The organism is Mesorhizobium sp. W050 (assembly GCF_054719535.1).
Window position 1 is genome coordinate 1,530,373 of sequence record NZ_JBTTIH010000001.1, and the last position, 26,290, is coordinate 1,556,662.

General features: G+C 62.2%; 24 protein-coding genes. 15 read left to right on the forward strand and 9 right to left on the reverse strand.

What is annotated here, in order from left to right:
- Both ACYG9Y_RS07285 and serB read right to left on the reverse strand, forming a co-directional pair.
- Complete coding sequence (locus ACYG9Y_RS07285) at positions 1-573, reverse strand: GNAT family N-acetyltransferase (protein WP_023740245.1); 573 nt, start codon at positions 571-573, stop codon at positions 1-3.
- On the reverse strand, positions 570-1,457 hold the full coding sequence (serB, locus tag ACYG9Y_RS07290) for a phosphoserine phosphatase SerB (RefSeq protein ID WP_023749642.1): 888 nt from the start codon (positions 1,455-1,457) through the stop codon (positions 570-572). Before serB ends, ACYG9Y_RS07285 begins: the two co-directional genes overlap by 4 nt.
- On the opposite strand from serB, the gene miaA reads away from it, so the two are divergent.
- Together miaA and ACYG9Y_RS07300 are read left to right on the forward strand one after the other, a co-directional pair.
- Positions 1,447-2,430 (forward strand): tRNA (adenosine(37)-N6)-dimethylallyltransferase MiaA, encoded by a 984-nt coding sequence (miaA, locus tag ACYG9Y_RS07295; RefSeq protein WP_023740243.1) that lies wholly within the window; start codon positions 1,447-1,449, stop codon positions 2,428-2,430. The two genes, serB and miaA, sit on opposite strands and share 11 nt — an antisense overlap.
- 131 nt (positions 2,431-2,561) lie before the next feature.
- On the forward strand, positions 2,562-3,353 hold the full coding sequence (locus ACYG9Y_RS07300; RefSeq protein WP_023690907.1) for a GGDEF domain-containing protein: 792 nt from the start codon (positions 2,562-2,564) through the stop codon (positions 3,351-3,353).
- Between the two features lie 225 nt (positions 3,354-3,578).
- Here the strand turns inward: ACYG9Y_RS07300 and ACYG9Y_RS07305 are convergent, their stop codons facing one another.
- Positions 3,579-5,411 (reverse strand): ATP-binding protein, encoded by a 1,833-nt coding sequence (locus ACYG9Y_RS07305; protein WP_023668338.1) that lies wholly within the window; start codon positions 5,409-5,411, stop codon positions 3,579-3,581.
- Positions 5,412-5,563: 152 nt separating this feature from the next.
- On the opposite strand from ACYG9Y_RS07305, the gene ACYG9Y_RS07310 reads away from it, so the two are divergent.
- Genes ACYG9Y_RS07310 through ACYG9Y_RS07320 form a run of 3 tightly spaced genes read left to right on the forward strand, consistent with a single transcriptional unit; the run spans position 5,564 to position 6,980 of the window.
- The gene (locus ACYG9Y_RS07310; protein ID WP_023668339.1) at positions 5,564-6,130 is read left to right on the forward strand and encodes a helix-turn-helix domain-containing protein; all 567 of its coding nucleotides are present in this window, start codon (positions 5,564-5,566) and stop codon (positions 6,128-6,130) included.
- A 4-nt stretch (positions 6,131-6,134) separates the two neighbouring features.
- Complete coding sequence (locus ACYG9Y_RS07315; protein WP_023668340.1) at positions 6,135-6,443, forward strand: hypothetical protein; 309 nt, start codon at positions 6,135-6,137, stop codon at positions 6,441-6,443.
- A 15-nt stretch (positions 6,444-6,458) separates the two neighbouring features.
- Positions 6,459-6,980 (forward strand): GNAT family N-acetyltransferase, encoded by a 522-nt coding sequence (locus ACYG9Y_RS07320; RefSeq protein WP_023749641.1) that lies wholly within the window; start codon positions 6,459-6,461, stop codon positions 6,978-6,980.
- Here the strand turns inward: ACYG9Y_RS07320 and ACYG9Y_RS07325 are convergent.
- Positions 6,977-8,779 (reverse strand): NAD(P)/FAD-dependent oxidoreductase, encoded by a 1,803-nt coding sequence (locus ACYG9Y_RS07325; RefSeq protein WP_023740240.1) that lies wholly within the window; start codon positions 8,777-8,779, stop codon positions 6,977-6,979. The genes ACYG9Y_RS07320 and ACYG9Y_RS07325 overlap by 4 nt on opposite strands.
- A gap of 138 nt (positions 8,780-8,917) precedes the next feature.
- Positions 8,918-9,808 carry a LysR family transcriptional regulator gene (locus ACYG9Y_RS07330; RefSeq protein WP_023682083.1) on the reverse strand — a complete coding sequence of 297 codons (891 nt, stop codon included), beginning with the start codon at positions 9,806-9,808 and terminating at the stop codon, positions 8,918-8,920.
- A gap of 121 nt (positions 9,809-9,929) precedes the next feature.
- Between ACYG9Y_RS07330 and tmpA the strand changes: the two genes are divergently transcribed.
- The 3 genes from tmpA to ACYG9Y_RS07345 all read left to right on the forward strand — a co-directional run bounded on the left by tmpA (position 9,930) and on the right by ACYG9Y_RS07345 (position 12,483).
- Positions 9,930-11,081 (forward strand): 2-trimethylaminoethylphosphonate dioxygenase, encoded by a 1,152-nt coding sequence (gene tmpA / locus ACYG9Y_RS07335; RefSeq protein ID WP_023740239.1) that lies wholly within the window; start codon positions 9,930-9,932, stop codon positions 11,079-11,081.
- Positions 11,078-11,662: a (R)-1-hydroxy-2-trimethylaminoethylphosphonate oxygenase gene (gene tmpB / locus ACYG9Y_RS07340; RefSeq protein ID WP_023707197.1), complete on the forward strand. Its 585-nt coding sequence runs from the start codon at positions 11,078-11,080 to the stop codon at positions 11,660-11,662. Before tmpA ends, tmpB begins: the two co-directional genes overlap by 4 nt.
- 335 nt (positions 11,663-11,997) lie before the next feature.
- Positions 11,998-12,483 carry a hypothetical protein gene (locus ACYG9Y_RS07345; RefSeq protein ID WP_156929845.1) on the forward strand — a complete coding sequence of 162 codons (486 nt, stop codon included), beginning with the start codon at positions 11,998-12,000 and terminating at the stop codon, positions 12,481-12,483.
- A 49-nt stretch (positions 12,484-12,532) separates the two neighbouring features.
- Here ACYG9Y_RS07345 and ACYG9Y_RS07350 read toward each other — a convergent pair whose 3' ends face one another.
- From ACYG9Y_RS07350 to ACYG9Y_RS07360, 3 genes are all read right to left on the reverse strand, one after another.
- Positions 12,533-13,180 (reverse strand): LuxR C-terminal-related transcriptional regulator, encoded by a 648-nt coding sequence (locus tag ACYG9Y_RS07350; RefSeq protein ID WP_023682079.1) that lies wholly within the window; start codon positions 13,178-13,180, stop codon positions 12,533-12,535.
- Positions 13,177-14,568, reverse strand: coding sequence for a sensor histidine kinase (locus tag ACYG9Y_RS07355; RefSeq protein WP_023690914.1), 1,392 nt, complete (start codon positions 14,566-14,568; stop codon positions 13,177-13,179). Before ACYG9Y_RS07355 ends, ACYG9Y_RS07350 begins: the two co-directional genes overlap by 4 nt.
- 163 nt (positions 14,569-14,731) lie before the next feature.
- Positions 14,732-15,034: a DUF1236 domain-containing protein gene (locus ACYG9Y_RS07360; protein WP_023731684.1), complete on the reverse strand. Its 303-nt coding sequence runs from the start codon at positions 15,032-15,034 to the stop codon at positions 14,732-14,734.
- Between the two features lie 579 nt (positions 15,035-15,613).
- On the opposite strand from ACYG9Y_RS07360, the gene ACYG9Y_RS07365 reads away from it, so the two are divergent.
- From ACYG9Y_RS07365 to ilvN, 3 genes are all read left to right on the forward strand, one after another.
- Positions 15,614-16,576, forward strand: coding sequence for a DUF1236 domain-containing protein (locus ACYG9Y_RS07365; protein ID WP_023740237.1), 963 nt, complete (start codon positions 15,614-15,616; stop codon positions 16,574-16,576).
- A gap of 332 nt (positions 16,577-16,908) precedes the next feature.
- Complete coding sequence (locus ACYG9Y_RS07370; RefSeq protein WP_023668351.1) at positions 16,909-18,705, forward strand: acetolactate synthase 3 large subunit; 1,797 nt, start codon at positions 16,909-16,911, stop codon at positions 18,703-18,705.
- A gap of 81 nt (positions 18,706-18,786) precedes the next feature.
- Positions 18,787-19,359, forward strand: a complete 573-nt coding sequence (gene ilvN, locus ACYG9Y_RS07375) for an acetolactate synthase small subunit (protein WP_023668352.1) — start codon at positions 18,787-18,789, stop codon at positions 19,357-19,359.
- 11 nt (positions 19,360-19,370) lie between these two features.
- On the opposite strand, the gene ACYG9Y_RS07380 is transcribed toward ilvN, so the two are convergent.
- Positions 19,371-19,751 (reverse strand): metalloregulator ArsR/SmtB family transcription factor, encoded by a 381-nt coding sequence (locus tag ACYG9Y_RS07380; RefSeq protein WP_023702997.1) that lies wholly within the window; start codon positions 19,749-19,751, stop codon positions 19,371-19,373.
- 156 nt (positions 19,752-19,907) lie between these two features.
- Between ACYG9Y_RS07380 and ACYG9Y_RS07385 the strand changes: the two genes are divergently transcribed.
- The 4 genes from ACYG9Y_RS07385 to ACYG9Y_RS07400 all read left to right on the forward strand — a co-directional run bounded on the left by ACYG9Y_RS07385 (position 19,908) and on the right by ACYG9Y_RS07400 (position 26,265).
- On the forward strand, positions 19,908-20,864 hold the full coding sequence (locus tag ACYG9Y_RS07385; protein WP_023740236.1) for an acyl-CoA desaturase: 957 nt from the start codon (positions 19,908-19,910) through the stop codon (positions 20,862-20,864).
- 122 nt (positions 20,865-20,986) lie between these two features.
- On the forward strand, positions 20,987-21,583 hold the full coding sequence (locus ACYG9Y_RS07390; RefSeq protein ID WP_023682076.1) for a LysE family translocator: 597 nt from the start codon (positions 20,987-20,989) through the stop codon (positions 21,581-21,583).
- A 225-nt stretch (positions 21,584-21,808) separates the two neighbouring features.
- A complete protein-coding gene (locus ACYG9Y_RS07395; protein WP_023740235.1) occupies positions 21,809-23,104 on the forward strand; it encodes an efflux RND transporter periplasmic adaptor subunit in 1,296 nt (431 codons plus the stop codon).
- The gene (locus ACYG9Y_RS07400; RefSeq protein WP_023740234.1) at positions 23,101-26,265 is read left to right on the forward strand and encodes an efflux RND transporter permease subunit; all 3,165 of its coding nucleotides are present in this window, start codon (positions 23,101-23,103) and stop codon (positions 26,263-26,265) included. Before ACYG9Y_RS07395 ends, ACYG9Y_RS07400 begins: the two co-directional genes overlap by 4 nt.
- Positions 26,266-26,290: the final 25 nt, after the last annotated feature.

Below are 26,290 nucleotides of genomic sequence, written 5' to 3' on the forward strand. Positions count from 1 at the left end.
CTAGTTAGCCGCCCTTTTTCTTGCCTGCCAGTCCTTGCGCGACAGGGTGTAGAGGACATGCCGCTTGAGGTGCGGGTGGCTGTCAGGGATGGATGGGTGGTCGAAATCGCGAGCCGGGTCAGGGCTCATGCCAAGACGCTCCATGACGGCCGTCGAGCGGCGGTTGGCCGCGACGGCGAAGGAGACGATCTCGTCCCGGTCAAGCGTCTCGAAGCCATAAGAAAGCCATGCCTCGGCTGCCTCGGTGACGTAGCCCTTGCCCCAGAACTCGGGCGCCAACCGCCAGCCGATCTCGATCGTATCGGAGGGCAGGGACGGCACGTGATCGGTCTTTAAGAGGCCGACGAAACCGATGCATTCCCCAGTCGCAGCGATCTCGGCGGCGGCAAAACCAAAGCCGTCCTCGGCGATCCAGCCCTGAAACTCGTCCATCTTGGCATCCGTCTCGGCGCGGTCGCGGCGGAACGGAAAGAATTCCATCACCCGCTCGTCCGAATTGATGCGGTGGAAGAGTTCGCGATCGCGGTCTTCCCAGTTGCGCAGGATGAGGCGCTCGGTGCGCATCGGTTTCATTGGGCGAACTCTTCCTGGCGGTAGCCCTGGAGATAAAGCAGCGCGGTGAGATCGCCATGGTCGATGCGGACCTTGGCTTCGGCAGCAACGGCCGGCTTGGCGTGGAGCGCGACACCGGTGCCGGCCAGGCGGATCATGTCGAGGTCGTTGGCGCCGTCGCCGACCGCAATCGCATCGAATGGCGTCAGGCCGAGGCGGGCCGAGATATCGTTCAGCGCATCGGCCTTGGCGGCGCGGCCGAGGATCGGCTCGGCGACCAGGCCGGCAAAGCGCCCGTTCTCCTCGATCAGGCGGTTGGCACGGTTTTCCTGGAAGCCGAGCATGGCGGCGACACGGCTGGTGAAGACGTCGAAGCCGCCGGAGACAAGCGCCGTCCAGGCGCCATTGGCGCGCATCGTCTGCACCAGGGCGTGGCCGCCCGACGCCAGCGTCAGGCGGTTCGCGATGATGCGGTCGACAACGGCCGTATCGAGGCCTTTCAGCAACGCTACGCGTTCCCGTAAGGCGGGCTCGAAGGCGATCTCGCCGTTCATCGAGCGTGCGGTGATGGCGGCGACGCGGTCCTTGACGCCGATCTCGTCGGCGAGTTCGTCGATGCATTCCTGGTCGATCATGGTTGAATCCATATCGGCAAGCAGGATTGTCTTGCGGCGGCTTTCGGCCTGCTGAACGATCACGTCGACCGGCTCGGAGCCAAGTGCCAAGCGCAAGGCGGCACTTGCCTCAGCGGCTTCCGCACCCTCGGGTAGCACCAGATCGCAGGCGACGCCTTCGCCCAGCCAGCGAACAGCGCTTGCGCCGACCGACCGTGAGGCCATATTCGCAAGCGAGGCCGACATCGCGCGGCGGACGGGGTGAGACACAAGCGTGGCAATGAGCGGCATCGAGGCTTCCAAGCAGCTAGGCGAGGGCGGGCAGGCGGGCGAGGGCCGCGTGAAGGACGCGATCCTGATAGCCGGGCCGACCGCCAGCGGCAAGTCGGCGCTGGCGCTCGATCTCGCCGAGCGCAAGGGCGGTGTCATCGTCAACACCGATTCCATGCAGGGCTATTCGGTGCTCGATGTGCTGACTGCGCGACCGAATGCCGCCGAACTCGGCCGCGCGCCGCACTATCTCTATGGCCACGTGCATCCCTCCACCGCCTATTCCACCGGCGCCTGGCTGCGCGACGTGATGAAGCTGATCGATGACGGCACGCTCGCCCGACAGCCCGATGACGCCGGCTTTGAACGTCCGGTGATTTTCGTCGGCGGCACCGGGCTCTATTTTCGCGCACTTGCCGAGGGCATTTCGGAAATGCCCGACATTCCGCAGCAGGTACGCGACCGCTGGCGCTACGAGTTAAAGGAGCAAGGCGCAGCCAAGCTGCACCGCATCCTGATGCATGAGGATTCGGCGGTCGCCATGCAGCTGAAGCCGACCGACGGCCAGCGCATCGTGCGGGCGCTGGAGGTGCTCGACGCATCTGGCCGCTCCATCCTCGAATGGCAGGCAGCGCGCGGCCGGCCGCTGATCGACCGCGACAGCGCTCGGTTCTTCGTTATCGAGCCGGACCGCGCCGCCCTTGTCGAGCGGATCGAAACAAGGTTCGACCGCATGCTCGATCTCGGCGCGCTCGATGAGGTCAAACGGCTTGCGGCGCTTGGCCTCGATCCCGACCTGCCGGCGATGAAGGCGATCGGCGTTCGCGAACTTTCGGCTGCCATGGCGGGTGACATCAGCTTTCCTCAGGCCATCGAGCGCTGCAAGGCAGCGACGCGGCAATATGCCAAACGGCAAACGACGTGGTTTCGCCATCAGCTGGGACCGGAATGGCTGAGATTGCAGCCCGGCGACGGCCTGCAAGCCGTGATTTGATTTTCGTGCTGCTAATACAATTAAAGAAACAGAAGTAGGAATGAACATTCCCGCTCCGGTTGTCTGGATTAACCGTCCGTAAGGCGCCGGCATGCCATAGATCCGGGGGGTACTTTTCCAACGGGGAGCAGATGCGTTTCCACAAGGCGGAATCCGCATTTTTCGTCTTTATTTTCGTGATCCTGGCCGCAGGCCTGGTGACGCTTTATGCCTATGGTCAATTGCAGTCCATCGCGGTCGGTCACGATACGACTTCCCGGGTCGAGAGGATCGCCTATCTCAACACGCTGCTGTTTGTCACCGGGGTGCTGCTGGCGACAGCGCTGTTCTTCGGCGTGTTCTTCATCTACCCGCTGATTCGTAGGCAGGCCACGGAAGAGGGCAAGCTGCGCGCCATGACGGTTTCGCTCAGCGCCCGCTCGGAAACGCTGCAACATGCGGCATTGACCGACGGCCTTACCGGCATGCAGAACCGGCGCTATTTCGATGATGCGCTGAAGGAATATCTCGAGGAATTCCGCCGCATCGAAAAGCCCGTCGGGCTCATGATCCTCGACCTCGATCATTTCAAGCAGGTCAACGACACGCATGGCCACGATGTCGGCGACGAGGTGCTTAGGGCAGTCGCCAATTGCCTCAAAGGCATGACGCGCTATCACGACGTGGTGGCGCGGCTTGGGGGCGAGGAGTTCGCCGTCGTTACGCCCAACATGGATGCGGAGCTGTTGGGCAAGTTCGCCGAACGCATCCGCAAGGCGATTGCCAACATGTCGGTGCTGTCGGGCAATGTCCGCCTCAAGATCACCACCAGCGTCGGTCTTGCCGTCTGGGATCGGAAGGAAACGGCCGAGGAATTCTACCGCCGCGCCGACCGCCAGCTCTACGAGGCGAAGAGGCAAGGCCGCAACCGCGTCTGCGCCTAAAATCCCGAAGAAGAATTCATGAGGCCGGTTGCCTGACGTGGCTTTCTCGACTTCCGGTGCTCACGGACTAAATGTCCGCTCCGCTCCGGCTTCTCGAAAGCCACGCCATTCAATCCGGCCTGATGAATTCCCTTTCGGGATTTTGCCCAAGTGGGCCAACGAAGCCGAGCCCTGGCGCTCCGGCGGCTTCTCAATTGGCCGGCAAAAAAGTCGCTACGCTGAAGGTCAATCGTTCTGCGGGCGCATGCCGAAGGTTGTGGGCTTGAGGCCGTAGCGCAGGTCGAAATCGTCGTCGGGCTGGACGCGCTGGGCGGTGGCCGGCTTGCGGTAATCGGGATCGCCGGCCTGGCGGCCGGAGTCCACGACCTCGGCGAAGGCCATCTGCTGCTGCGGTTTCGGCACGTTGCGCAGCCGCTCGACGATGGCGGCGAGATCGACGTCGTTGCCGTCCTGCGAGAACTCGTCCTGCTCTCGCTTGGCGGTGCCGGGGATCAGGTTCTCCGCCAGTTTCTCGAACTTCAGCCGCATGGTCGTCGCCACGCCTTCACCGAAGGCGATGGCTTCGCGCTGGCCCATGGAGGACAGGAAGGCCAGCGTCGAGGCGGAGGAATCGGCGATCGCCGAGCGGATGATCGCCTGGTCCTGCTCGTTGGCCAGCCGCATGGCGAAGAAGGTCGAGCATTGCGACAGGATGGTCGGATCGAGTTCACCCGGGCGCTGGGTGACGACGCCGAGATAGCAGCCATATTTGCGGCCTTCCTTGGCGATGCGCGATAGTGCATGCCTTGTCGGGGCGAAGCCTAGGCGCGGATCGGCCGGCATATAGCGGTGCGCTTCCTCGCACAGCAGCAAGAGCTTCAGCCGGCCCTCGCTCCACAGCGCAAGGTCGAAGGCGAGCCGAGCCAGCACCGAACAGACGGAATTGACCACTTCGGACGGCATGCCGGCCATCTCGAAGCAGGTCACCGGGCGGCCATGATGCGGCACACGGAAAATATTGCCGATCGTCTCGTGGATCGTGTCCTCGATCAGCCGCGAATTGAACATGAAGCGATAGCGCGGGTCGGACGCGGCGGACTCGATGCGCGTCTTCAGCGATTTCAGCGTCGGGCGGTCGTTCTTGCTTTCCAGGAGGCCCATGCGCTCGTCGATCTGCTTGATGAGATCGACCATTCGGTAGGGCACCGGCGTGTCGGCGGTCAGCGCATCGCTGCCGCGGCGCACGTAAGAGCCTGAATTGGGATTGCGATAGAGGTTCTTGGCGGCGGGGATCAGGTCGCGCAGGACATCGACTTCTTCCGGCACGACCTCTCGGCCGCGAAACAGCACTTCGGCGAATTCTTCAAGCCTGAACATCCAGAACGGCAGGTCAAGCGTCTTGGAATCGACCCGGACGCAGAACTCAGGCAGGGATGCCGCGAATTCATTGTGCGGATCGAGAATGAGGATTCGCAGATCGGGCCGGGCGGCGATCGATTTGCGCAGCAGCAGCGAGATGGCGGTGGATTTGCCGACGCCGGTTGTGCCGACAACGGCAAAATGGCGCGCCAGCGTGTCGTCGATGGCGATGTTGGCGTCGATCGACTCATCCTGCGACAGCGTGCCGATGGTGATGGAATGACGCCCGGCGAGATCGTAGACCGCCTGCAGGTCACGGGTACGGATGCGGTGCGCTATGGCGCCGATATGAGGATAGGTGGTGATGCCGCGGTCGAACACCGGTTTGGCGCCGGGCTCCGCGCCGTCGCGCACTTCGCCGATCAGCTCGACGCTGACTTCGATGGGATTTTGTCCCTCATTGCTCCAGGCGCGATCCGACTTGCCGATTTCGTAGACCAGACCAACGGTGCGCGATGTCCCGAGATTGATGGAGATCATCTTGCCGACGGTCCACAGGCCGGTGACCGCGCCTTCGATGTCGTCGGCATAGGCGCTGATGGTGGCGCGCGCACCGTCGCACTGCACGACGTTGCCGAGAATGCGCTTGTCGCTCTGCTCTGCGCGGCGGCGCTCCTGCGAGGTCGGTTCGCCGACGGAGGCTTCGCGCTCGACAAACATACGATCCGATCCCCATTCTCGTGGAGCGTCGATCCTACACAGACGGGGTTAAGGTGGCGTGATGCGGGATGGTGTAGCAGGGGTTAACCGGTCAGCGAAAATTCAACCAGCCGGCCTCTTTTCCGAATCTAAATATTCGATATATTGGACGAATGACTGATATAGCGAATGACATGTCGGCTACGATAGGCAGACGAATCCACGCCGAAAGAGCCTTGCGGGACTGGTCGTTGGCCGACCTGGCGAATCGCTCCGGCGTCTCCAAAGCCATGCTCAGCACTATCGAGCGCGGCATGACCAGCCCGACGGCCGCGCTGCTGGTGCGCATCGCCGCTGCTTTCGGCATGACGCTGTCGACGCTGATTGCACGCGCCGAGCAGCAAGGTGGCGGCCTGCTGCGCGAGAGTGAGCAGCCGGTTTGGCGCGACCCCGGTACGGGCTATGTCCGCCGGCATCTGTCGCCGGTTTCCGACACGCCGCTCGAATTGATCCGGGTGCAACTGCCGGCTGGCGCCAGTGTGAGTTTCCCGGCGGCGTCCTATGCCTTCATCAAGCAGCAGATGTGGCTGATCTCCGGGCGACTTGAGTTCACCGAGGGTGATATGGTGCATAGTCTCGAGCCCGGCGACTGCCTGGCGCTCGGCGCGCCGTCGGACTGCACGTTCCATGCCGTCGGACCGCAGCCGGCCGACTATCTGGTTGCGCTGGTCAGGGGCTGAAATCGTGGCAAGACGTCCCAAGCGCTCCGACAATGGCGGACCGCCGCTCGATGATTACAAGGGTCCGCCATGGGGCAGGGGCGATCCCTACATCTTCCTGGCCTGGCAGGCAGCGCATGCCAAGGCGTGGAAGGCGCCAAGCCGTGACGTGATGCTGATGCGCATGGAAAAGGCCGAGCGGCTTGGCCTGACCTATGAGGAATACACGCTCGAAATCCTCGAACGCGGGCTGCATCTGCAGCCGAAAGACACCGATCGCATCGCCGCGATCAAGGCGAGACGAAAGCGGCGCCGCGTCGCGCGTCTGGATTAGCAAGGGAAAGTGCAGGTGAGTCCCATCGAAATCAGGTCGCTGACTGCGGAAACACGCGACATGCTGGCCGACCTCCTGATCGAGACGGTCGCGGCCGGCGGCTCCGTCAGCTTCATGCATCCCTTATCCAGGCAAGCGGCGGAAACCTTCTGGAGCAACTCGTTGATGGCAGCAGAGAGAGGTGAAAGAGCGGTGCTGGGTGCTTGGTATGGCGACGCGTTGATCGGCACCGTCACCTTGCTGCTCGACTTTCCGGTCAATCAGCCGCACCGGGCCGAGATCGCCAAGCTCATGACCCGCGTCGAACACCGCGGCAAGGGCATAGCGAGCCGGCTGATGCGCGCGGCCGAAACGCTCGCCGTCGAGAAAGGCCGCACGCTTCTGGTGCTGGACACCGCAACCGAGGAGGGCGCTTCCGGCCTTTACGAAAAACTCGGCTTCACGCTCACTGGCGAAATACCGGACTTTGCCCTGAAACCGCATGGCGGGCTGATCGGCACGCTCATCTACTGGAAGCGCATCGGCGGCGCTGCCTAACCCTTGTGGTGAACCTCTTGCAGCGCGTAGACCGGCGTCGCGATGCCTTCCATGCGCGCCTTCAGCTGCAGGGCCAGGAACTGGGAGTAATGGCGCGACTGGTGCAAATTGCCGCCATGGAACCACAGCGCCTCCTGATGCGTCGGCTTCCACATGTTGCGCAGCTCGCCTTCCCAGGGGCCTGGGTCCTTGGTGGTGTTGGAGCCGAGGCCCCAGCATTTGCCGACCTTGTCTGCGACCTCCCGTGAGATCAAATCGGCCGCCCAGCCGTTCATCGAACCATAGCCGGTGGCGTAGACGATGAGATCGGCCGGCAGTTCCGATCCATCGCTGAGCAGGACCGAATGCTCCTTGATCTCCTTCACGTCGACACCGCTTTTCAGCTTGATCGACCCGTCGATGATCAGGTCGGATGCGCCGACATCGATGTAATAGCCCGAGCCGCGCCGCAGATACTTCATGAACAGGCCGGAGCCGTCATCGCCCCAGTCAAGCATGAAGCCGGCCTTCTCCAGGCCCTTGTAGAATTTGTCGTCGCGCTTCTTCATCTCGGCATAGGCCGGGATCTGGAATTCGTGCAGGATCTTGTAGGGCAGGGAGGCAAAGACGAGGTCGGCCTTGGCTGTGGTCATACCGCTCGCGACCGCCTTTTCCGAATAGAGCGAGCCCAGGCCGATCTCCATCAGCGTGTCCGACTTGACGATATGCGTGGTCGAGCGCTGCACCATGGTGACGTCGGCGCCGGCCTCCCAAAGGGCTGCTGCAATGTCGTGGGCGGAGTTGTTCGAGCCGATGACGACAGCTTGTCTGCCGACATAGGCATCGGGTCCCGGATGCTTCGAGGAGTGATGCTGGTCGCCCTTGAATGTGTCCATGCCCTTGAAGTTCGGCATGTTGGCCTTGCCGGATTGCCCCGTGGCCAGCACCAATTGTTTCGGCTTCAGCGTGATGTCCTTGCCGTCGCGGCGCACGACAACGGTCCATTCCTTTTTCTTGTCGTCATAAACGGCGCTCTTGGCCTCGGTCGATGACCAGTAATTCAGCTCCATCACCTTGGCGTACATTTCCAGCCAGTCGCCGATCTTGTCCTTGGGCGCGAAGACCGGCCAGTTCTTGGGGAAGTCGATATAGGGCAGATGGTCGTACCAGACCGGGTCGTGCAGGCACAGCGACTTGTAGCGCTTGCGCCAGCTGTCGCCGGCACGCTCGTTCTTCTCGACGATGATGGTGGGCACGCCGAGTTGCCGCAGCCGGGCGCCGAGCGCGATGCCGCCCTGGCCGCCGCCAATGATGAGCGTATAGGGCTGGGTCTTGAAGCCGAGTTCGGCGGCTTCCTTCTCGCGCTCCTCCTTCCAGGTCGGGCGGTTCTTGCCATGGCCGTGCTTGGCGCCGAGCGGGCGGTCGAAACCGGCCGGCTCCTCATGGCCCTTGAGCTCGACCATAGTGGTGAGCAGCGTCCAGATCTTGCCGTCCTTCAGCCGGATGTGGCCGAAGCCGCGCGCGACAGACGTTTCGAAACTGATCCAGCCGTCGAGCACGCCGTCGCTTTCCGTGGCATCCTCGCCCCTGGCGATCGCCCAGTTCGACGGTTTGGTCCTGGCCAACTGGCTGACCAGCATGTCGCGCACCAGATCGCGGCCTTCCATCGTCTTGATGTTCCAGGTGAAGGTGACGAGATCGCGCCAGTAACAATCCTCCTGGAAGCAGGCGACCGCCTTGTCGATGTCGCCGGCGGTGAGTGCCGCGCCGAAGCGATCGAGCAGGTCGGAAAGCTTCTTGTTGGGGGCCTTGTCGAGCATTGAATTTCCTCCGCGATTTTTCTTGGCCGCCTGTAGCGAGCGGAACCCTGCCGAAGCTTGACGTCCGGCCTGGCGCAGTATCGCGACAAATTATGCGCCGCGTCACGTCGTCCAATAGTTTGCCGCGTATTCAGGGGCTTATCGGGAAATCGGGACGCCGAAGACCGTTGCGAACCAGCGGCGGACCGCTTCTTCGGCCGGGCTCAGATGCGCGCCCGAAGGTGCGGTCAGATAGTGGCCGGCACCGCTCGACAGCGTAAAGCCGGACAGGGTAACGAGAGATCCTTCGCGCAGTGCCGCGTCGGCCAACGGTCGCGATCCCAGCACCATGCCGGCGCCGTGCTTCGCCGCCTCCAACGCGGTAACGAAACTGTCGAATTTGTGCGTGGGCCCGAGCGCCGGCTTCATCCGGGCGACGGCGAACCACTCGCCCCACATTTCCCGCGCGCCGACCACTGTAAGTCTCGGCAATCCTGTCCAATCCTTGGCCTTGGCGACATTTGGCGACGCCATCGGCGTTAGGGTTTCGCGGGTGAGGCGGTCGGCCTGCCGTCCGGCAAAGGAGCCGGAGCCAATGCCGAATCGGATGTCGAGACCCACAAAGCGCTCGCCGTAATCGGCCGGTGTGTGGATGGTCTCGATCTGCAGCTGGACGAAGGGCAGGTCCTTGGCCATTTGCGGCAGCTTCGGCGCGATCATCAGCACGGCAAACGAGATCGGCGAGCGTATCGTCACGCTCTGGACGGTCTTGGGTTCGAACAACTCGCGCGTGCTGTTGGCGATCACGGCAAAGGCCGATTGCAGATGCGGCAGGTAGGCGGCACCCTCCGGCGTCAATTCGACGCCGCGCGCCAGGCGGATGAACAGCGGCTGCTTCAACCGCTCTTCGAGAGAACGGATGTGCTGGCTGACCGCAGCCTGGGTCAGGCCAAGCTCGGCCGCGGCGGCGGTGAAATTCGACAGCCGCGCGGCGGCCTCGAAACTCCGCAGCCAGTCGAGCGGCGGCAAGGGCAGGGTTGTTTGAGGCATAAACCGTTTATGGCCTTTGGCCGCAAAATGATAATTTGAGTTATGCCTTCGACATCATCACGATGCAACCGGAAACCCTGCGGAGTTGGCTGCGGGGCGCAGCGGACAGGAACGGATCTCCATGCTTACCCAGGCGCTGATCGGCGACGAAGGAAGAACGATCGACCTCGGTTGGAAGGACGGCGCGCGCACTCGCTTTCACGCCATGTGGTTGCGCGACAATGCGCTCGACGACAAGACGCGCAGCGCCGGCAACGGCCAGCGGCTGATCACCATTCTCGACATTCCGGCGCAAACGCGGATCGGCGCAGCCGCGATCAAGGGCGATGCGCTTGAAGTCAGTTTCGAACCGGAGGGAAAGACGGTGCGCTTTCCTGCGGCATGGCTGAGCGCCAATGCCTATGACCGCGATGCCGCCCGACAGCCCGGCTGGACAGGCGAGGGCACCGTGCGATGGACCAGGGCCTCTATGCAGAATTCGGTGCCGCGCGCCGGCTATGTCGCGGCCAGCCGCGACCGCGCCGTCTTGCGGCAATGGCTGTCGGCGGTGAAGACCTACGGCTTCGCGGTGATGGACGATCTGCCGGCCGAATCCGGGGCGCTGTGCAAAGTGTCCGATCTGTTCGGCTATATCAGGGAGACCAATTACGGCCGCTGGTTCGAGGTGCGCGCCGAGGTCAATCCAACCAATCTGGCCTACACCAATCTTGGCCTGCAGGCGCATACCGACAACCCCTATCGTGATCCGGTGCCGACCTTGCAGATCCTGTCGTGTATCGAAAACACGGTCGAGGGCGGCGAATCCAGCGTCGTCGATGGTTTTGCCGTGGCGGCCGCGCTGCAGGCCGAAAACCCCGAAGGCTTCCGGCTGTTGAGTTCATACCCGGCGCGCTTCGAATATGCCGGCTCGTCGGGCGTGCGATTGCAGGCCAAGCGGCCGATGATCGAGCTCGGGCCGGATGGCGAACTCATCGCCATCCGCTTCAACAACCGCTCGCTGGCGCCGACCGTCGATGTGCCGTTCGCGGAGATGGAGGCCTACTACGCCGCCTATCGCCGGTTTGCCGAACTGATCGAGGATTCTTCCTTCGAAGTCACCTTCAGGCTCGAGGCGGGCGAGGCCTTCATCGTCGACAACACCCGCGTCATGCATGCCCGCAAGGCGTTCTCCGGCACCGGCAAGCGCTGGCTGCAGGGCTGCTACGCCGACAAGGATGGCCTTTTGTCGACGCTGTCGGCGATCGAACACAGCTTCAAGGAGGCTGCGGAATGAGCGGCCAGGATTTGAACGCGGGCAACATCGTCGAATTCATCGCCGATATTTTCGAACGCCGAGGGGCGGAATCCTATCTCGGCGAACCCGTCACCATGTCGGAGCACATGTTGCAGGGCGCCTGGTTCGCCGAAAAGGACGGCGCGCCCGATGTGCTGGTGGCGGCAGCACTGCTGCACGATATCGGCCACTACACCAGCGAGTTCGGCACCTATTCGCCCGACGACGTCGAGGACAAGCATCATGACGAAGCCGGCGGCGAGGTGCTGGCGCCGTTCTTTCCACCGGTGATCGTCGAATGCGTCAGGCTGCATGTCGCGGCCAAGCGCTACCTCTGCGCTACCGACCCGACCTATTTCGGCAGGCTGTCGCAGGCCTCGGTCCACACGCTGTCGCTGCAAGGCGGGCCGATGAACGCCGAAGAGGTGGCCGAGTTCCGCAAGAACCCGTTCCACGAGGAAGCGGTTCGGGTCCGCATCTGGGACGAGGCCGGCAAGATCGCCAACATGAAGACCCGGGCATTTCGCGACTACATGCCGCTGCTGCAACGGGTTGTCCGCGACTTCGCCAATCGCGCCTGATCATAATCCGGAGAAGGACCGGCATGTGCTACCGCTTCGACGGCGAGCATGCGCTAACCGTATGCCGGAGACCTGCCGCAAGCGTCTGCGTGCCGCAGGCGCTCGCGCCTCGCTGCCGATCCCTACCGGTGACGAGCCTTGTCACCGCGGATTTTATTGCGACATCCGTCGGCGCGGCCAAGATCAGTAGGTCAGACTTCGGTGTATATTTGACTCAGACGAAGGTCTGAGAATCGAGCTGAAAGCACGAAAGGAGAGTTTCCTCAGCGTTTGTAAGCCGCAATTTTGGGCTGTTCATTCTTGAATACCGTGACACATCATGATGTGATGGTGGCATGAATGGAGAAAGGCAGCCCCTGTTTTCATCCGTGCGTCGCTGGGCGTACTTTAGCTTGCGCGTATTCGCGGCGGTTGCGGTGACGATGCCGGTGCTTGGTCTGCGGTTGAGCCATGTCGACGGCTACAAGATCGAATTCGCCGCTGCCAGCGCCAAGAGCGGAAACAATGGCAATGGTAACGGTGGTGGTAACGGTAGTGGTAATGGTAATGGCTCAGGCGGCAACGCCGGGAATGGCAACGCCAACGGAAAGGGAAAAAATGGTGCCGGCGACAACGCCCCCGGTAGCCAAGCTCCGAGTAGCCAAGTCAATGCCGCTGGCGACACGGTGACGGTACAGGGCTCCAAAATCCAGGTCGTGCATCGCGATGGATTCAGCGAAAGCATCGAGGCCGGCCGCTTCACTATGAAGGATCCGCTTGGAAGGACAATTGTCGAACGCGCCGTAAGGGCCTCCGACATTGCTCGTCTGAAAGGGCTGTGACTGCTGGTTCGCCAACCAGCATCCGACCTTCAGACAAGCCCCGATCTCCCTATACAAGACCCGTTTTGGGCGCGTGCATAAGAATGGCTGCTTCGGTGCGGTTTCGCACCTTTAGCTTTTGAAATATCCGAGTCATGTGGTGTTTTACCGTTTTCTCCTGCAGGTTGAGACGTTTGGCGACTTCTTTATTGCTCAGTCCTTCGCCTACCAAGGAGATTATCCCAAGCTCGCGTCCCGAGAGATTGGCAACGAGATCGGTGGTGCGCTTTTCCGGCCGTATCAGTTCATTCAAAAGCTGCGCTGACAGGGTCGGCGAAACATATTTTTTTCCTGCGGCTATATAAGTCAGCACCTCGGCCAGCGATGCCGCCCCAATCCCTTTCAGCACATATCCGCGTACGCCCAGCCTGAGCGCCGTCGCCAAATCGGCGTTCGCCTCCGAGACGGTGAGCATGACGATCTTGCAGTCAGGCTGAGTTGCAAGAATATTTTCCGCTGCCGCTAGGCCCCCTCCCGGCAAACTGATGTCGAGCAGCAATATGTCGGGATTTGCCAAGGCCGCAAGCTGTTCGGCATCCGCCGCGGTTTCGCCCGCACCAACGACTTCGAAGCCGCCGATTTCGGCGAGGCTGCGAGCCACACCCTCGCGAAACAGCGGATGATCATCAACAATGGCAATCCTTATGGGAGCGGTCATTTCTGGTCCTCGATGTTGAGCGTTATGGTCAGCCGGGTCCCCCTGGGGCTCGAAAACGTCTCGAAGTGACCTCCGATACTTTCGATACGTTCCCTCATGCCGGCGAGTCCAAGCCCTTCACACGATCCCGACTGGAATCCAGGGCCGTGATCAAGCACTTGAATGAGGAGCTTGCCCTGCGTCACTCGCGCCTTGACAGCCTGCCCCTTGCCCAGACCGTGTCGCCAGGCATTGTTCAGCCCCTCCTGCGCGAAGCGAAAGATGCTTATCTTCTCGGACGTCCCCAGGTCGGGCAGGCGAGATGGCAGTGAAAGCGATACGGAGGAGGCCGTCCGGCGTTCATGTTCGGCAACCGCAAGCCGCAATATCTCCGCGACTGTCGAAGCTTCGATCTGTGGCAGCACGAGGCCGGTGCAGATGGCGCGGATCTCCCGCATCGCCTCGTCCAACGTATGATGGATATCGGCGATCTCGGTCTTGCGGTGACTTGGGGATGCGGCGGGATCGAGCAGCAGAGGGCTGTCCATGCGCAGCGCAGCCAGTGCGACGAGCTGAGCTGGACCGTCATGCAAATCAGACCCGATGCGGCGCAAGTAACGCTCGTTGATTGCCGTTGCGCGGCGCGACGCCTGCTGGACGCGCTCCCGCAAAGCGGAATTTTGCTCCAAAAGCAACTGAAGTTCGGCCACTTGTGTCTCAAGCGCTGAACGCTGCGTTTCGATAGTGCTGCTGCCGCGAAGCACGATTCCCGAGAGCATCGCCAAGGCGACCGCGGTCGCGCCAGCCACGAGCAGCCAGCTCGACCATAGTGCCGAGTTTAAAGTGCCCTGAAGATCGTCGGCTATCTCGTAGAACTCGGAAACGGCCACAACATCGCCCGACCACGGCTCTCGAACCGGATTGTAGATCTCGAGCAGCGAGGCGGTGGGGCTCTTCCGTTCCTTCCTTTCATTTTCGTCCAGATCATTGAATTGCGCCACCACGTTTCCACCGAACGCATGCAGCAAGTTCGCATTTGGCTCGAAGGTCTGGCCGATAAGAGCCGCGTCTTTGGCGTACAGCACCTTGCCATCACGCCGCCAAAGCACGAACGACGCCAGTTTTTTGCCGAGAGCACCCTGGTCCAGGGTTTCATCGAGCGCCCGTTTAACGGTGTCGCTGAGCTGCTGGCTTTTGCGCATATCCGGCAGGATTGGCGCGATGACACTGTCGACGTAAAGCGCGGTCGTGCTTGCAGAGTTGCGGATCACTCCATCTCGTATTTGCGAGGTGACCCATAGGCCGACGACCAGCATCAGCGACAGCAGCCCAATGCTTCCGACTATGATGAACTGCCAAGCCAACGATAGCCTGTTCCAGTTTTGATAGAGACTATCAATGTAGCGCACGTCTCAACCGACCCCGCGACTTTGGCCGCGCCAAAATGCCTAAGCCATCCTACATCTAGAACGGTCGATGGTGCGAGCAAGCGCTAGGTTGAATTGCCGGGGAAACCGCAATTTCAGGGCATGATCCCACCGCCACCCGCGGGGAACGGCGGTGGGATCAGCGTTACTGTATGATCTTGACGATCTTCCGCGTGCCGGGGTCGACCAGCACGGTTCGCCCGTCGACCACAACGTAGCGATACTTGACGCTCGGCACTTCATGCAGTTCCACCGTGTCGGGAATGGCGGTCCCCACGTTCAATTCGACACCTGGAATCTTCACCGACGCAAGGGGCTGCTTTTTCACGTATTCGCGCACAACCGTTTCCTGCTCCGGCGCGATGATGACGTCTTGAGCGGCAACTACGCCCGCGCTCGCGAGCAGCAAGAATCCGGCAATTGCGGTCGACTGGTACATGGTCGTCATGATTCTCTCCTTCATCAACGCTCATGCATCTTGCGCGAGCTCGATTCCGATACGGTGGTTGTTGGTGAGGTTGATGCACACCGCAAGCCGAACGGGCTTTTCGCGGCTGCGTTCCCGCGTGGGGCTTCGGTCCGGGCGTCATCGGGCCAATGGACTATAGGGAGAGGGACCAAAGTCTGGTGCCAGGCTGTAGAGGTCCTAGAGCCTCCTCAGGGCGGAACACAGGGTTCTCGGCATCGTTGAGATCAGCACTTGTGGGAGGCGTTAATGGACAACAGCGTCCATCAGGCACGATGGTTGCTCTTGCCTGTTTTCGGGGTAGCCATCCTGGTCATGACGACGGGAGTACTTCTAAGCTTGTGAGGCTGGTGTCATCGCTATGGGATCACAAGCTCAGAAAAAAGCAAAAATCTTGCGTTGCATTAATTTTTTGATGCAATCTGTAGCTGATTGTTGGCAAAACTACTGCCTACATTTATTGGTCTTCTTAGAAGCCCGATTTTATTCGCAAAATGCGGAACAAAGTATTTTTGACAGAGTTGGCTAGGCTGAGGGACCGACTCTTTAAGGAGAAAGCAGATGAAACATGTGTTGATCACGAGCATGATTGCGCTTGGCCTCGGGTGCGGCGCCGCGATCGCCCAGACCCAGGCTGTGCAGCCGAGCGGCGGCGACAACTGCGCCGCTGGCGCGGCCGATTGCCAGAAGGGCGGCAAGGCCGGCGAACAGGCGCAAGGCAAGATGAAGTCACAGACCGATCAGAATGCACAGGGCCAGGCTGGCGCCACGACCGATCAGCAGGCTCAGGGCAAAGCCAAGCTCAAGACGGATGAACAGGCACAGGGCAAGGCCGGGACCAGTACCGAGCAGAATGCTCAGGGTCAGGCCGGCGCCACGACCGATCAGCAGGCTCAGGGCAAGGCCAAGCTCAAGACGGATGAACAGGCCCAGGGCAAGGCCGGGACCAGCACCGAGCAGAATGCTCAGGGCCAGACCGGCACCAGCACCGAGAAGCAGGCTCAGGGCAAGGCCAAGCTCAAGACGGATGAACAGGCCCAAGGCAAGGCCGGGACCAGCACCGAGCAGAACGCTCAGGGCCAGACCGGCACCAGCACCGAGAAGCAGGCTCAGGGCAAAGCCGGGACCAGCACCGAGCAGAACGCTCAGGGCCAGACCGGCACCAGCACGGACCAGCAGGCCCAGGGCAAGGCCGGGACCACCACCGAGCAGAACGCTCAGGGCAACACAAACGTCCAGACCGACCAGGGCAATACGGCCTCGATCAACAACGTGACAGTCGAGCAGAAGACGCAGGTCACGCAGATCATCCACGAGACCAGGGTTGAGCCGGTGAAGAACGTCGACTTCGACATTTCGGTCGGCATCGAGGTGCCGCGGCACAAAGTGCGCCTGCACCGTCTGCCGGCGCGCATTGTCAAGATCGTCCCGGCTTACGAATCCTATGAGTACTTCGTGCTGGCCGACGGGCGCATCGTCATCGTCGACCCGGATACGTACAAGATCGTGCTGATCCTGACGTGACACGGCAGTGGCTCTTGTTCCCGGCGCGGTGCGATTGAGGGGTATCGTATGCGCCGCGGTGGCCCGCCGACCAGAGGCGGCGGGCCACTTGCTTTGTCTTTCGCATCGCGCGTTTTTTTCCCGTTGACACCTTGCCTTTCACCCTCGTAGTGTCCGCCACGATGAAAAAGGCACTCATTCTCGTAGGAAAGCGCGTGGGCAAGGCGGTGTAACCGCCGGGCGAAAACCTCCCATGCGCAACACACAGGCTCCCTCGGGGGCCTTTTTTATTGCCCGAAACACGACTAAACGACCAGCAATCGCCTCATGGCTAGAAGTACGGGACCAGACCGATGAGCAACGGACAGAACGAACGGCGCGAAATGCCAAACAGGGAAATGACTGGCGCCGAAATGGTGGTGCAGGCGCTGAAGGACAACGGCGTCAAGCATGTCTTCGGTTATCCCGGCGGCGCGGTGCTTCCGATCTATGACGAAATCTTCCAGCAGGACGAGGTCGAGCACATCCTCGTCCGCCACGAGCAAGGCGCAGGGCATGCGGCCGAAGGCTATGCCCGCTCGACCGGCAAGGCCGGCGTCATGCTGGTGACCTCCGGCCCGGGCGCCACCAATGCGGTGACGCCGCTGCAGGATGCGCTGATGGATTCGATCCCGCTGGTCTGCCTGACCGGGCAGGTGCCGACTTCGCTGATCGGCTCCGACGCGTTCCAGGAGTGCGACACGGTCGGCATCACGCGCCCCTGCACCAAGCACAACTGGCTGGTGAAGGACGTCAACGAATTGGCCGCCACCATCCATGAGGCCTTCCATGTCGCGACGACCGGCCGCCCCGGCCCGGTGGTGGTCGACATTCCGAAGGATGTGCAGTTCGCCAAAGGCATCTATGTGCCGCCGCAGGCGGCGCCGCGCACCAGCTACCAGCCGAAGGTCCAGGGCGACCTGGAAAAGATCAAGGCCGCCGTCGAACTGATGGCCAGCGCCAAGAAGCCGATCATCTATTCGGGCGGCGGCGTCATCAACTCCGGTCCGGAGGCCAGCCATCTTCTGCGCGAACTGGTCGACCTCACCGGCTTCCCGATCACCTCGACGCTGATGGGCCTCGGCGCGTATCCGGCATCGGGCAAGAACTGGATGGGCATGCTGGGCATGCACGGCACTTATGAAGCCAATATGGCGATGCATGATTGCGACGTGATGATCTGCATCGGCGCGCGCTTCGACGACCGCATCACCGGACGGCTGACCGCCTTCTCGCCCAACTCGAAGAAGATCCACATCGACATCGATCCATCGTCGATCAACAAGAACGTGCACACGGAAGTGCCCATCATCGGCGATGTCGGCCGGGTGCTGGAGGACATGGTGCGGCTGTGGCGGGCGAGCGCCAAGGCCGACAAGAAGGCGCTCCATCCCTGGTGGGAGCAGATAGCCAAATGGCGCGCGCGTGACTCGCTCGCGTTCAAGATGAACCACGATGTGATCATGCCGCAATATGCCATCCAGCGGCTCTACGAACTGACCAAGGACATGGACACCTACATCACCACCGAGGTCGGCCAGCACCAGATGTGGGCGGCGCAGCACTATCATTTCGAGAAGCCGAACCGCTGGATGACGTCGGGCGGGTTGGGCACGATGGGCTACGGTCTGCCGGCTGCGCTCGGCGTGCAGATCGCGCACCCGGACGCGCTGGTCATCGACATCGCAGGCGACGCCTCGGTGCAGATGACCATGCAGGAGATGAGCGCGGCGGTGCAGCACAATGCGCCGATCAAGATCTTCATCCTCAACAACCAGTATATGGGCATGGTGCGTCAGTGGCAGCAGCTGCTGCACGGCAACCGCCTGTCGCATTCCTATACCGAAGCGATGCCCGACTTCGTCAAGCTGGCTGACGCCTATGGCGGCCACGGCATTCGTTGCGAGAAGCCGGACGAGTTGGACGATGCGATCAAGGAGATGATCGCGGTGAAGAAGCCGGTGCTGTTCGATTGCCGGGTGGCGACGCTCGCCAACTGCTTCCCGATGATCCCGTCGGGCAAGGCGCATAATGAAATGCTCCTGCCCGACGAGGCGACCGACGAAGCCGTGGCCAACGCCATCGACGCCAAGGGCAGGGAACTGGTCTAGGTCCAAGCCGGGGCAGGGCTGTCGCGAGAAGCCGTGCGCAAACAGAGAATTAGCTCAAAGTCTGAAATCGAGATTCATGTCATGAACGCACAGCTTCAACCGACCGGCTCCGCCTATTTCATCGCCAAGGAAACGGAAAAGCCGGAGAACCACACGCTCTCCGTTCTGGTCGACAATGAGCCCGGCGTGCTTGCCCGGGTCATCGGCCTGTTTTCCGGCCGCGGTTATAACATCGAGAGCCTCACCGTCTCCGAGACCGAACACGAGAAGCACCTGTCACGCATCACCATCGTGACGCGCGGCACGCCGCATGTGCTGGAGCAGATCAAGCATCAGCTCGAGCGCATCGTGCCGGTGCACCGCGTCGTCGATCTCACCGTGCGCTCGCACGAGTTCGGCCAGGAGCGGCCGCTGGAACGCGAGCTGGCGCTGGTCAAGGTCGCCGGCACTGGCGAAGCCCGCGTCGAGGCGCTGCGTCTGGCGGATGCTTTTCGCGCGTCGGTCATCGACGCCAACACCGAGCACTTTATCTTCGAGATTACCGGCAAGGGTTCGAAGCTCGACCAGTTCATCGCCATCATGAAGCCGCTCGGCCTGGTCGAGATCTGCCGCACCGGCGTGGCGGCGATGAACCGGGGCCCGCAGGGGATGTAGTCTCAGTCCAACTATTTTACCGGCTTGGGATCGACCTTGCCGCTCGCCAGATTCTTACTCTCCCTTTTGATCGGGCGCGATACCGGACAGACGTCCTGGACGAAGCCGTTCAGCGTGTTAACCAGATTGTTCTGGACCAGCGAGTAGCGGATGAATTGTCCCTGCCGCTCCCTGGCGATGAGGCCGGCCGTCTCCAGGATGCTCAGATGCTGCGAGATCGACGGCTTCGACATGTCGAAGCGCGCCGCGATCTCGCCCGCGGTCAGCGAGGAGTGGGCGAGATAGGCGAGGATCTTGCGCCTCGGCTGCGATGACAGCGCCTCGAACACGCGCTGTATGGCGCTGCTTGCCCCGATAGCCGTGTCGCCATCCGCTGCATTGTCTTCGATCACCGCCTGCCTCTGTCGTTTCGCTTCCGGTATTTAGTCTATTGCCTAAATACCTAAATCGGAATAGTAGATAGTTAGCTTATTGCCTAAATAAGCGCCTGCGCGCCGGAAGGCAAGGCTCTTTGGTACGGAAATGTTTCCTGCAGAGGAGGGGTACCGATGAAGACCATATCCACAGGCAGAATGATCTCGCAGCCCTTGAGCGATGCCGAAGATGGCGAGGTCGTCTGGATGCCGGCCAAGTCGATCTGGGTCGGTGCGATGACGCTGATTGCGTTGGTGTTCGGGCCGCTGACCTTCAGCTGGAGCGCTTTCGCCCTGTTCGTAGCGACGACGGCGGTGACGATCTGCGCCGGACACTCGGTCGGCATGCATCGCCTGCTCATCCATCGCTCGTTCAAGGTTCACATCTGGCTCGAACACGCGCTGGTCTATCTCGGCACGCTCGTCGGCATGGCCGGTCCGTTCGGCATGATCTATGCGCATGACATACGAGACTGGGCGCAGCGCCAGACGGCCTGCCACGAGCTGCACGCCCACCGCCGGCCTTTCTTCACCGACGCTTTCTGGCAAATGCATTGCGCCGTGGCGTTGCGCAATCCGCCTGACTTCGTCATCGAGCCGTCGATCCGCAACGACCGCTTCTACAGATTTGTCGAGCGGACCTGGATGCTGCAGCAACTGCCGTGGACGATCCTTTTCTTTCTGCTCGGCGGGTGGAGCTGGGTGGTCTGGGGCATTGCGGTGCGGATCTCGGTGTCGCTGACCGGGCATTGGCTGGTCGGGCATTTCGCACATCGCAGCGGGCAGCAGGGCTGGCGCGTCGATGGCGTTGCCGTGCAGGGCTACAACCTGCCGCGTTTCGGCCTGGTGACCTTTGGCGAGAGTTTCCACGGCAATCACCATGCGTTTCCCGAATCCGCAAAGCTCGGCCTGGAACGCGGGCAGATCGATCTCGGCTGGCTCTTCATCCGCATCCTGGCTGCCCTCGGCCTCGCGCATGGCGTGAAGCTTCCCGGGAACACGCCGAGGCGCAAAGGCCTGCGGCGTGTGGCTGGCCGTCAGGAGGCGGCCGCCGCTCCCAGCCTGTTGTCGGCGCGGCCCCACGGCAGGTAGACTGTGCCGGCGTGGCTGGCTCGGATAGACGGATCACGGCGGAGCGCTTTGGACCAATCGAATGAAGTTGCGTCCAACGCCCTGTCGACTTAAGTCAGCATTGCTGACCTTTGTGAGCCGTCATGACCCTCGACGCTTTCCTTGCACTTTTGGTCTACGCCTTCGTGACCTCGATCACGCCGGGGCCGAACAACCTCATGCTCTTGGCGTCGGGCGTGAATTTCGGCCTCGTCAGAACCATTCCGCATATGCTGGGCATCAGCATGGGTTTCCTGGTACTGTTGCTTGCTGTCGGCTTTGGCCTGGGCGCGGTGCTGACGGCGTTTCCGGCCCTGCACACCGGATTGAAGATCGCCGGCGCTGCCTATCTGCTCTATCTCGCCTGGAAAATCGCCATGTCGCGCTCGCTGTCCAGCAAGGGTGAGACGGAGGCACGGCCGATGCGCTTCATCGAGGCAGCCGCATTCCAGTGGGTCAATGCGAAAGCCTGGGTGATGGCGATCACCGCCATGGCCGTCTACTCCAATCCGGACCACCCGTTCCTGTCGGTGGCGCTGATCGCGATCGCCTTCACCGTCGTCAACCTGCCGAGCGTCTCGGTGTGGGCCGGCTTCGGCACGGCGCTGCGCGGATTCCTGTCGGATCCGGTGCGGCTGAAATGGTTCAACATCGCCATGGGCGTGCTCTTGGCGGCGACGCTCTGGCCGATGCTGAAATAGACGCATCCGGCCTGAAATCTCAACCGCATCCTGGCTGGTTTTCCGACTGCTGAGCCGGCTGCATAGTCATTGTGCAGTGCACATTAAATCTTCGTAATGCCGTGTTTTGGCCCTTTTCCGACAAATGTGCGTCCTATCTACTTCGGCGAGATCGCGGCAAGGCGCCGTGATTGGGTAGAATGAGACCACCGGGTTCGGCGTGTCGGATCATAGGGCTTTTAGTCGATGCGCGGAAAAGTCGTTCTGGCGGTGGTGGTGGCAGCGGCCTGTGTCGCCGCGGCATGGGTCTATTTTTCGCCGACGGCAATGAGCAGTCTGCGGCAGATGCTGCCGGGCGCCAGGCAGGCGGCAGCAACGGACAAGCCGGCTGGATCGGACAAGGCTTCGGCCGACAAGGCTGGGGGCAAATCCGGCGCCGGCGGTAATGCCGCCCGTTCGGCCTCGATCGTCTCGGCCACCGCGACAATGGCCGATTTTCCGATCCGCCGTTACGCCATCGGCTTCGTGTCTTCGCCGGCCGTGGTCAACATCAACGCCCGCGTGTCCAGCCAGATCGTATCGATCGACGTCAAGGACGGCCAGATGGTGAAGGCCGGCGACCTGCTGTTCTCGCTCGACGACAGGGCGCTCAAGGCGCAGCTTGCCAAGGATCAGGCGACGCTCGCCAAGGACCAGGCGCTGCTAACCAGTTCGGGCTCCGACCTCCAGCGCGCCAAGGATCTCGTCGCCAAGCAGGCCGGCACGCAGCAGACCTACGACCAGGCGGTGGCGGCGCAAAAGGCTGCCGCGGCGACGGTCGATGCCGACAAGGCGACGATCGACGCCGACAATGTCCAGCTCGGCTTTGCCAGCATCAAGGCGCCGATTGCCGGCCGGCTGGGCGCGGTCAACGTTTCGGTCGGTGACCTGGTTACCTTGAGCAACGGCAACTCGAGCACGGCCACGCCGCTGGTGACGATCACCGAGATGGATCCGCTGCAAGTCAACTTCAACCTGCCGGAGAGCAACCTGGCGCTGCTGCACAAGGCGCTGGCCAACCCGCAGCAAGGCGCGGTGACGCTGACCAAGGATGGCGATCCGATGCCGATCGGCAAGGGCACGCTCGACTTCGTCGATTCCAGCGTCGACACCGCGTCCGGTACGATCGCGACACGGGCGAGCATTCCCAATGCCGATCTTTCACTGTGGCCCGGCCAGTATGTGAATGTCGTGCTCGACGCCGGCATCATGCCGCAGATGACATCCATCCCGACCGTTGCCGTGCAACCCAGCCAGAAGGGGCCATTCGTCTATGTCGTCAAGCCCGACAACACGGTCGAGATGCGGCCTGTGCAGGTGGCGCTGACCGAAGGCGAAAACAGCGCCATCAGCGAGGGCGTCAAGTCAGGCGAGAAGGTTGTCGTCGAGGGCCAAACCAGGCTGAAGGACGGCGCCAGCGTGCATGAAGGCAAGGCGGCCGGCGGTGACCAGGCCGCGCCCAAGGTCGCCGAAGCGGCTAAGGCCGGTGGGGCCGCCCAATGATTTCCGAATTCTGCATACGCAGGCCTGTCGCCACGCTGCTGATGTCGTTCGCCTTCGTGCTGGGCGGGCTGTTTGCCTACAAGTTCCTGCCGGTGGCGGCATTGCCGAGCGCCGAATTCCCGGTCGTCAACGTCTCGGCCAACCTGGCCGGCGCGTCACCCGAAACCATGGCCACTTCGGTGGCGACGCCGCTGATCAAGCAGTTCGCCACCATTGCCGGCATCGATTCGATCTCGACCAGCAATTCGCTGGGACGCACGTCCATTGCCATCCAGTTCGTGCTCAACCGGGATATCGACGCGGCGGCCGCCGACGTGCAGGCGGCGATCGCGCGCACGCAGCGGCAGTTGCCGCCGGAGATGACGTCGCCGCCGAGCTATCGCAAGGTCAATCCGGCCGACGCGCCGATCCTTCTGATGTCGCTGGTCAGCGACACGGTTCCGCTCACCGACCTCGACGCCTTCGCCGAAAACGTCATCTCGCCCTCGCTGTCGACCATCGACGGCGTGGCGCAGGTGTCGATCTTCGGCCAGCAGAAATATGCGGTGCGCGTGCAGATCGACCCGACGGCGCTGGCGGCGCGCGGCATTTCGATCGACCAGCTGCAGACGGCAATCGCGTCGGCCAATTCCAACACGCCGCTCGGGGTCTTGCAGAACGACAAGCAGCAGCTGACCATCACGGCCAACACGCAGCTCACCGATGCCGCCGGGTTCTCCAACCTCATCATCGCCACCAAGAACGGCCATCCGGTGCGGCTGGGCGAGGTGACGCGCGTCATCGACTCGGTCGAGACCACGACGACCGCAAGCTGGTACGACGGCACGCGCGCCATCATCCTGGCGGTGCAGCGCCAGCCCGACGCCAACACGGTCGACGTCGTCGACAAGGTCAAGGCGATGCTGCCGTCGTTCAAGGACCAAATGCCGGCCGCCGCCGACATCAAGCTGCTCAACGACCGCTCGACCTCGATCCGCCAGGCCGTCGACGACGTCCAGTTCACGCTGCTCTTGACCATCGCTCTGGTGGTGATGGTGATTTTCGTCTTCCTGCGCCGGGTGACTGCAACCATCATTCCGGCCGTGGCGGTGCCGATCTCGTTGATCGCGACGCTCGGCGCCATGTTCCTGTTCGGCTTCTCCATCGACAACATCTCGCTGATGGGCCTGACGCTCGCAGTCGGCCTCGTCGTCGACGACGCCATCGTCATGCTGGAAAACATCTTTCGCCACATGGAGGAGGACGGTCTCTCGGCCTTCGATGCCTCGCTGAAGGGCGCGCGCGAAATCGGCTTCACCATCATCTCGATCTCGATCTCGCTGGTGGCGGTGTTCATCCCCGTGCTTCTAATGGGCGGCGTCATCGGCCGCATCTTCAACGAATTCGCCGTCGTGGTGACGGTCGCCATCCTGGCTTCGATGTTCGTGTCGCTGACTCTGACGCCAATGCTGTGTTCGCGCTTGCTGTCGGTGACCAAGGCCGATCGCGACAAGCATGCCCCCGGCCACAAGCAGGATATCGTCACCCGCGGCTATGACCGGCTTTTGACCTTCTGCCTGCGCCACACTTTTCTGGTGTTCCTCGTCTTCGCCGGCACGGCGGCAGGGTCGGTCTGGCTGATCGAGGTCTCGCCGAAAGGCTTTTTCCCGCAAGAGGATATCGGCCAGATCTCGGTGACGACGATCGCCAGGCAGGACATCTCCTACGACGCCATGGTCAAGCTGCAGAACCAGGCGGCAAGTGTCTTCTCGCGTTCGCCCTATGTCTCGCATGTGGCCTGGTCAGCCGGCGGCGGCAACAATGCGCTGAACCAGGGCCAGCTCTATGTGCAGCTGAAGGACAAGAGCCAGCGCCCCGACATCGATAAGGTGCTGTCGGATCTGCGGCGGCAGCTGGCCGTCGTGCCGGGGATCGATGCCTATATGCAGCCGGTGCAGAACCTGCGACTTGGCGCGCGTTCTTCCGCCAGCGCCTACCAGCTCGTCGTTCAGGGCCTCGATACCGGCCTGACCGACACATGGGCGCAAAAGCTCAACGATGCGATGGCGGCCGATCATGCGAATTTCACCGACGTCACCAGCGATCTGCAGAACAATTCATTGCAGGCGACGCTGGTGGTCGATCGCGACAAGGCGGCGTCGCTCGGCATCGACACCGACACGCTGCGCTCCAGTCTCTATGGCGGCTTCGGCACGGAGCAGGTCTCGACGATCTTCGGCTCGGCCGACAGCTACGAAGTCATCATGGAGCTCGATCCCAACATCGAATGGTCGCCCGAGCGCATGCTGGCCATCCAGGTCAGGACGGCAAGCGGCAGCCTGGTGCCGCTCGGCGCCTTTGCCCGCGTCGACCGCACCGCCGGCGCGCTGACGGTCAACCAGCTCGGCCAGCTGCCCGCGGTGACCATCTCCTACAACCTGCCGCAAGGCGTGGCGCTGGGCGACAGCACGGCCCGCATCGCCGCGCTGAAGGAGCAGATCGGCATGCCGCCGGCGATTTCGACCAGCTTTGCCGGCACCGCCAAGACCTTCCAGGACTCGCTGGCCAATCAGGGCCTGCTGATCGGCGGCGCCATTCTGACCATCTATATCGTACTCGGCATCCTCTATGAGAGCTTCATCCATCCGCTGACCATTCTGACCGGCCTGCCTTCGGCGGTGCTGGGCGCCGTGGTCGCGCTGCGCTTTGCCGGCATGGACCTGTCGGTGATCGCGGTGATCGGCATCCTGATGCTGATCGGCATCGTCAAGAAGAACGGCATCATGATGGTCGACGTCGCGCTGGAGCTGCGACGAGAAGGCATGTCGGCCAAGGAGTCCATACACAAGGCGTGCCTGATGCGTTTCAGGCCGATCATGATGACGACGTTGGCGGCGCTGATGGGCACGTTCCCGATCGCGCTCGGCACCGGCGCCAGTGCTGAGCTGCGCCAGCCGCTCGGTGTCGCGGTCGTCGGCGGGCTGCTCGCTTCCCAGGCGCTGACGCTGTTCGTCACCCCTGTCATCTATGTCTATTTCGAGAATTTCTCCGGGTGGCTGGTGAGCTTCTTCTCTTCGAAGAAGAACAAGCCGGCGCTGCATGCGGTCGAGAGCGGCGAGCAGGCGTCGCTGTTCGGCCCCGAGGACCGGCTCATCGAACCCCAGAAGGCCGCCGCCGAATAGGGGATAGCCCGTGGCCCAAGCTGTC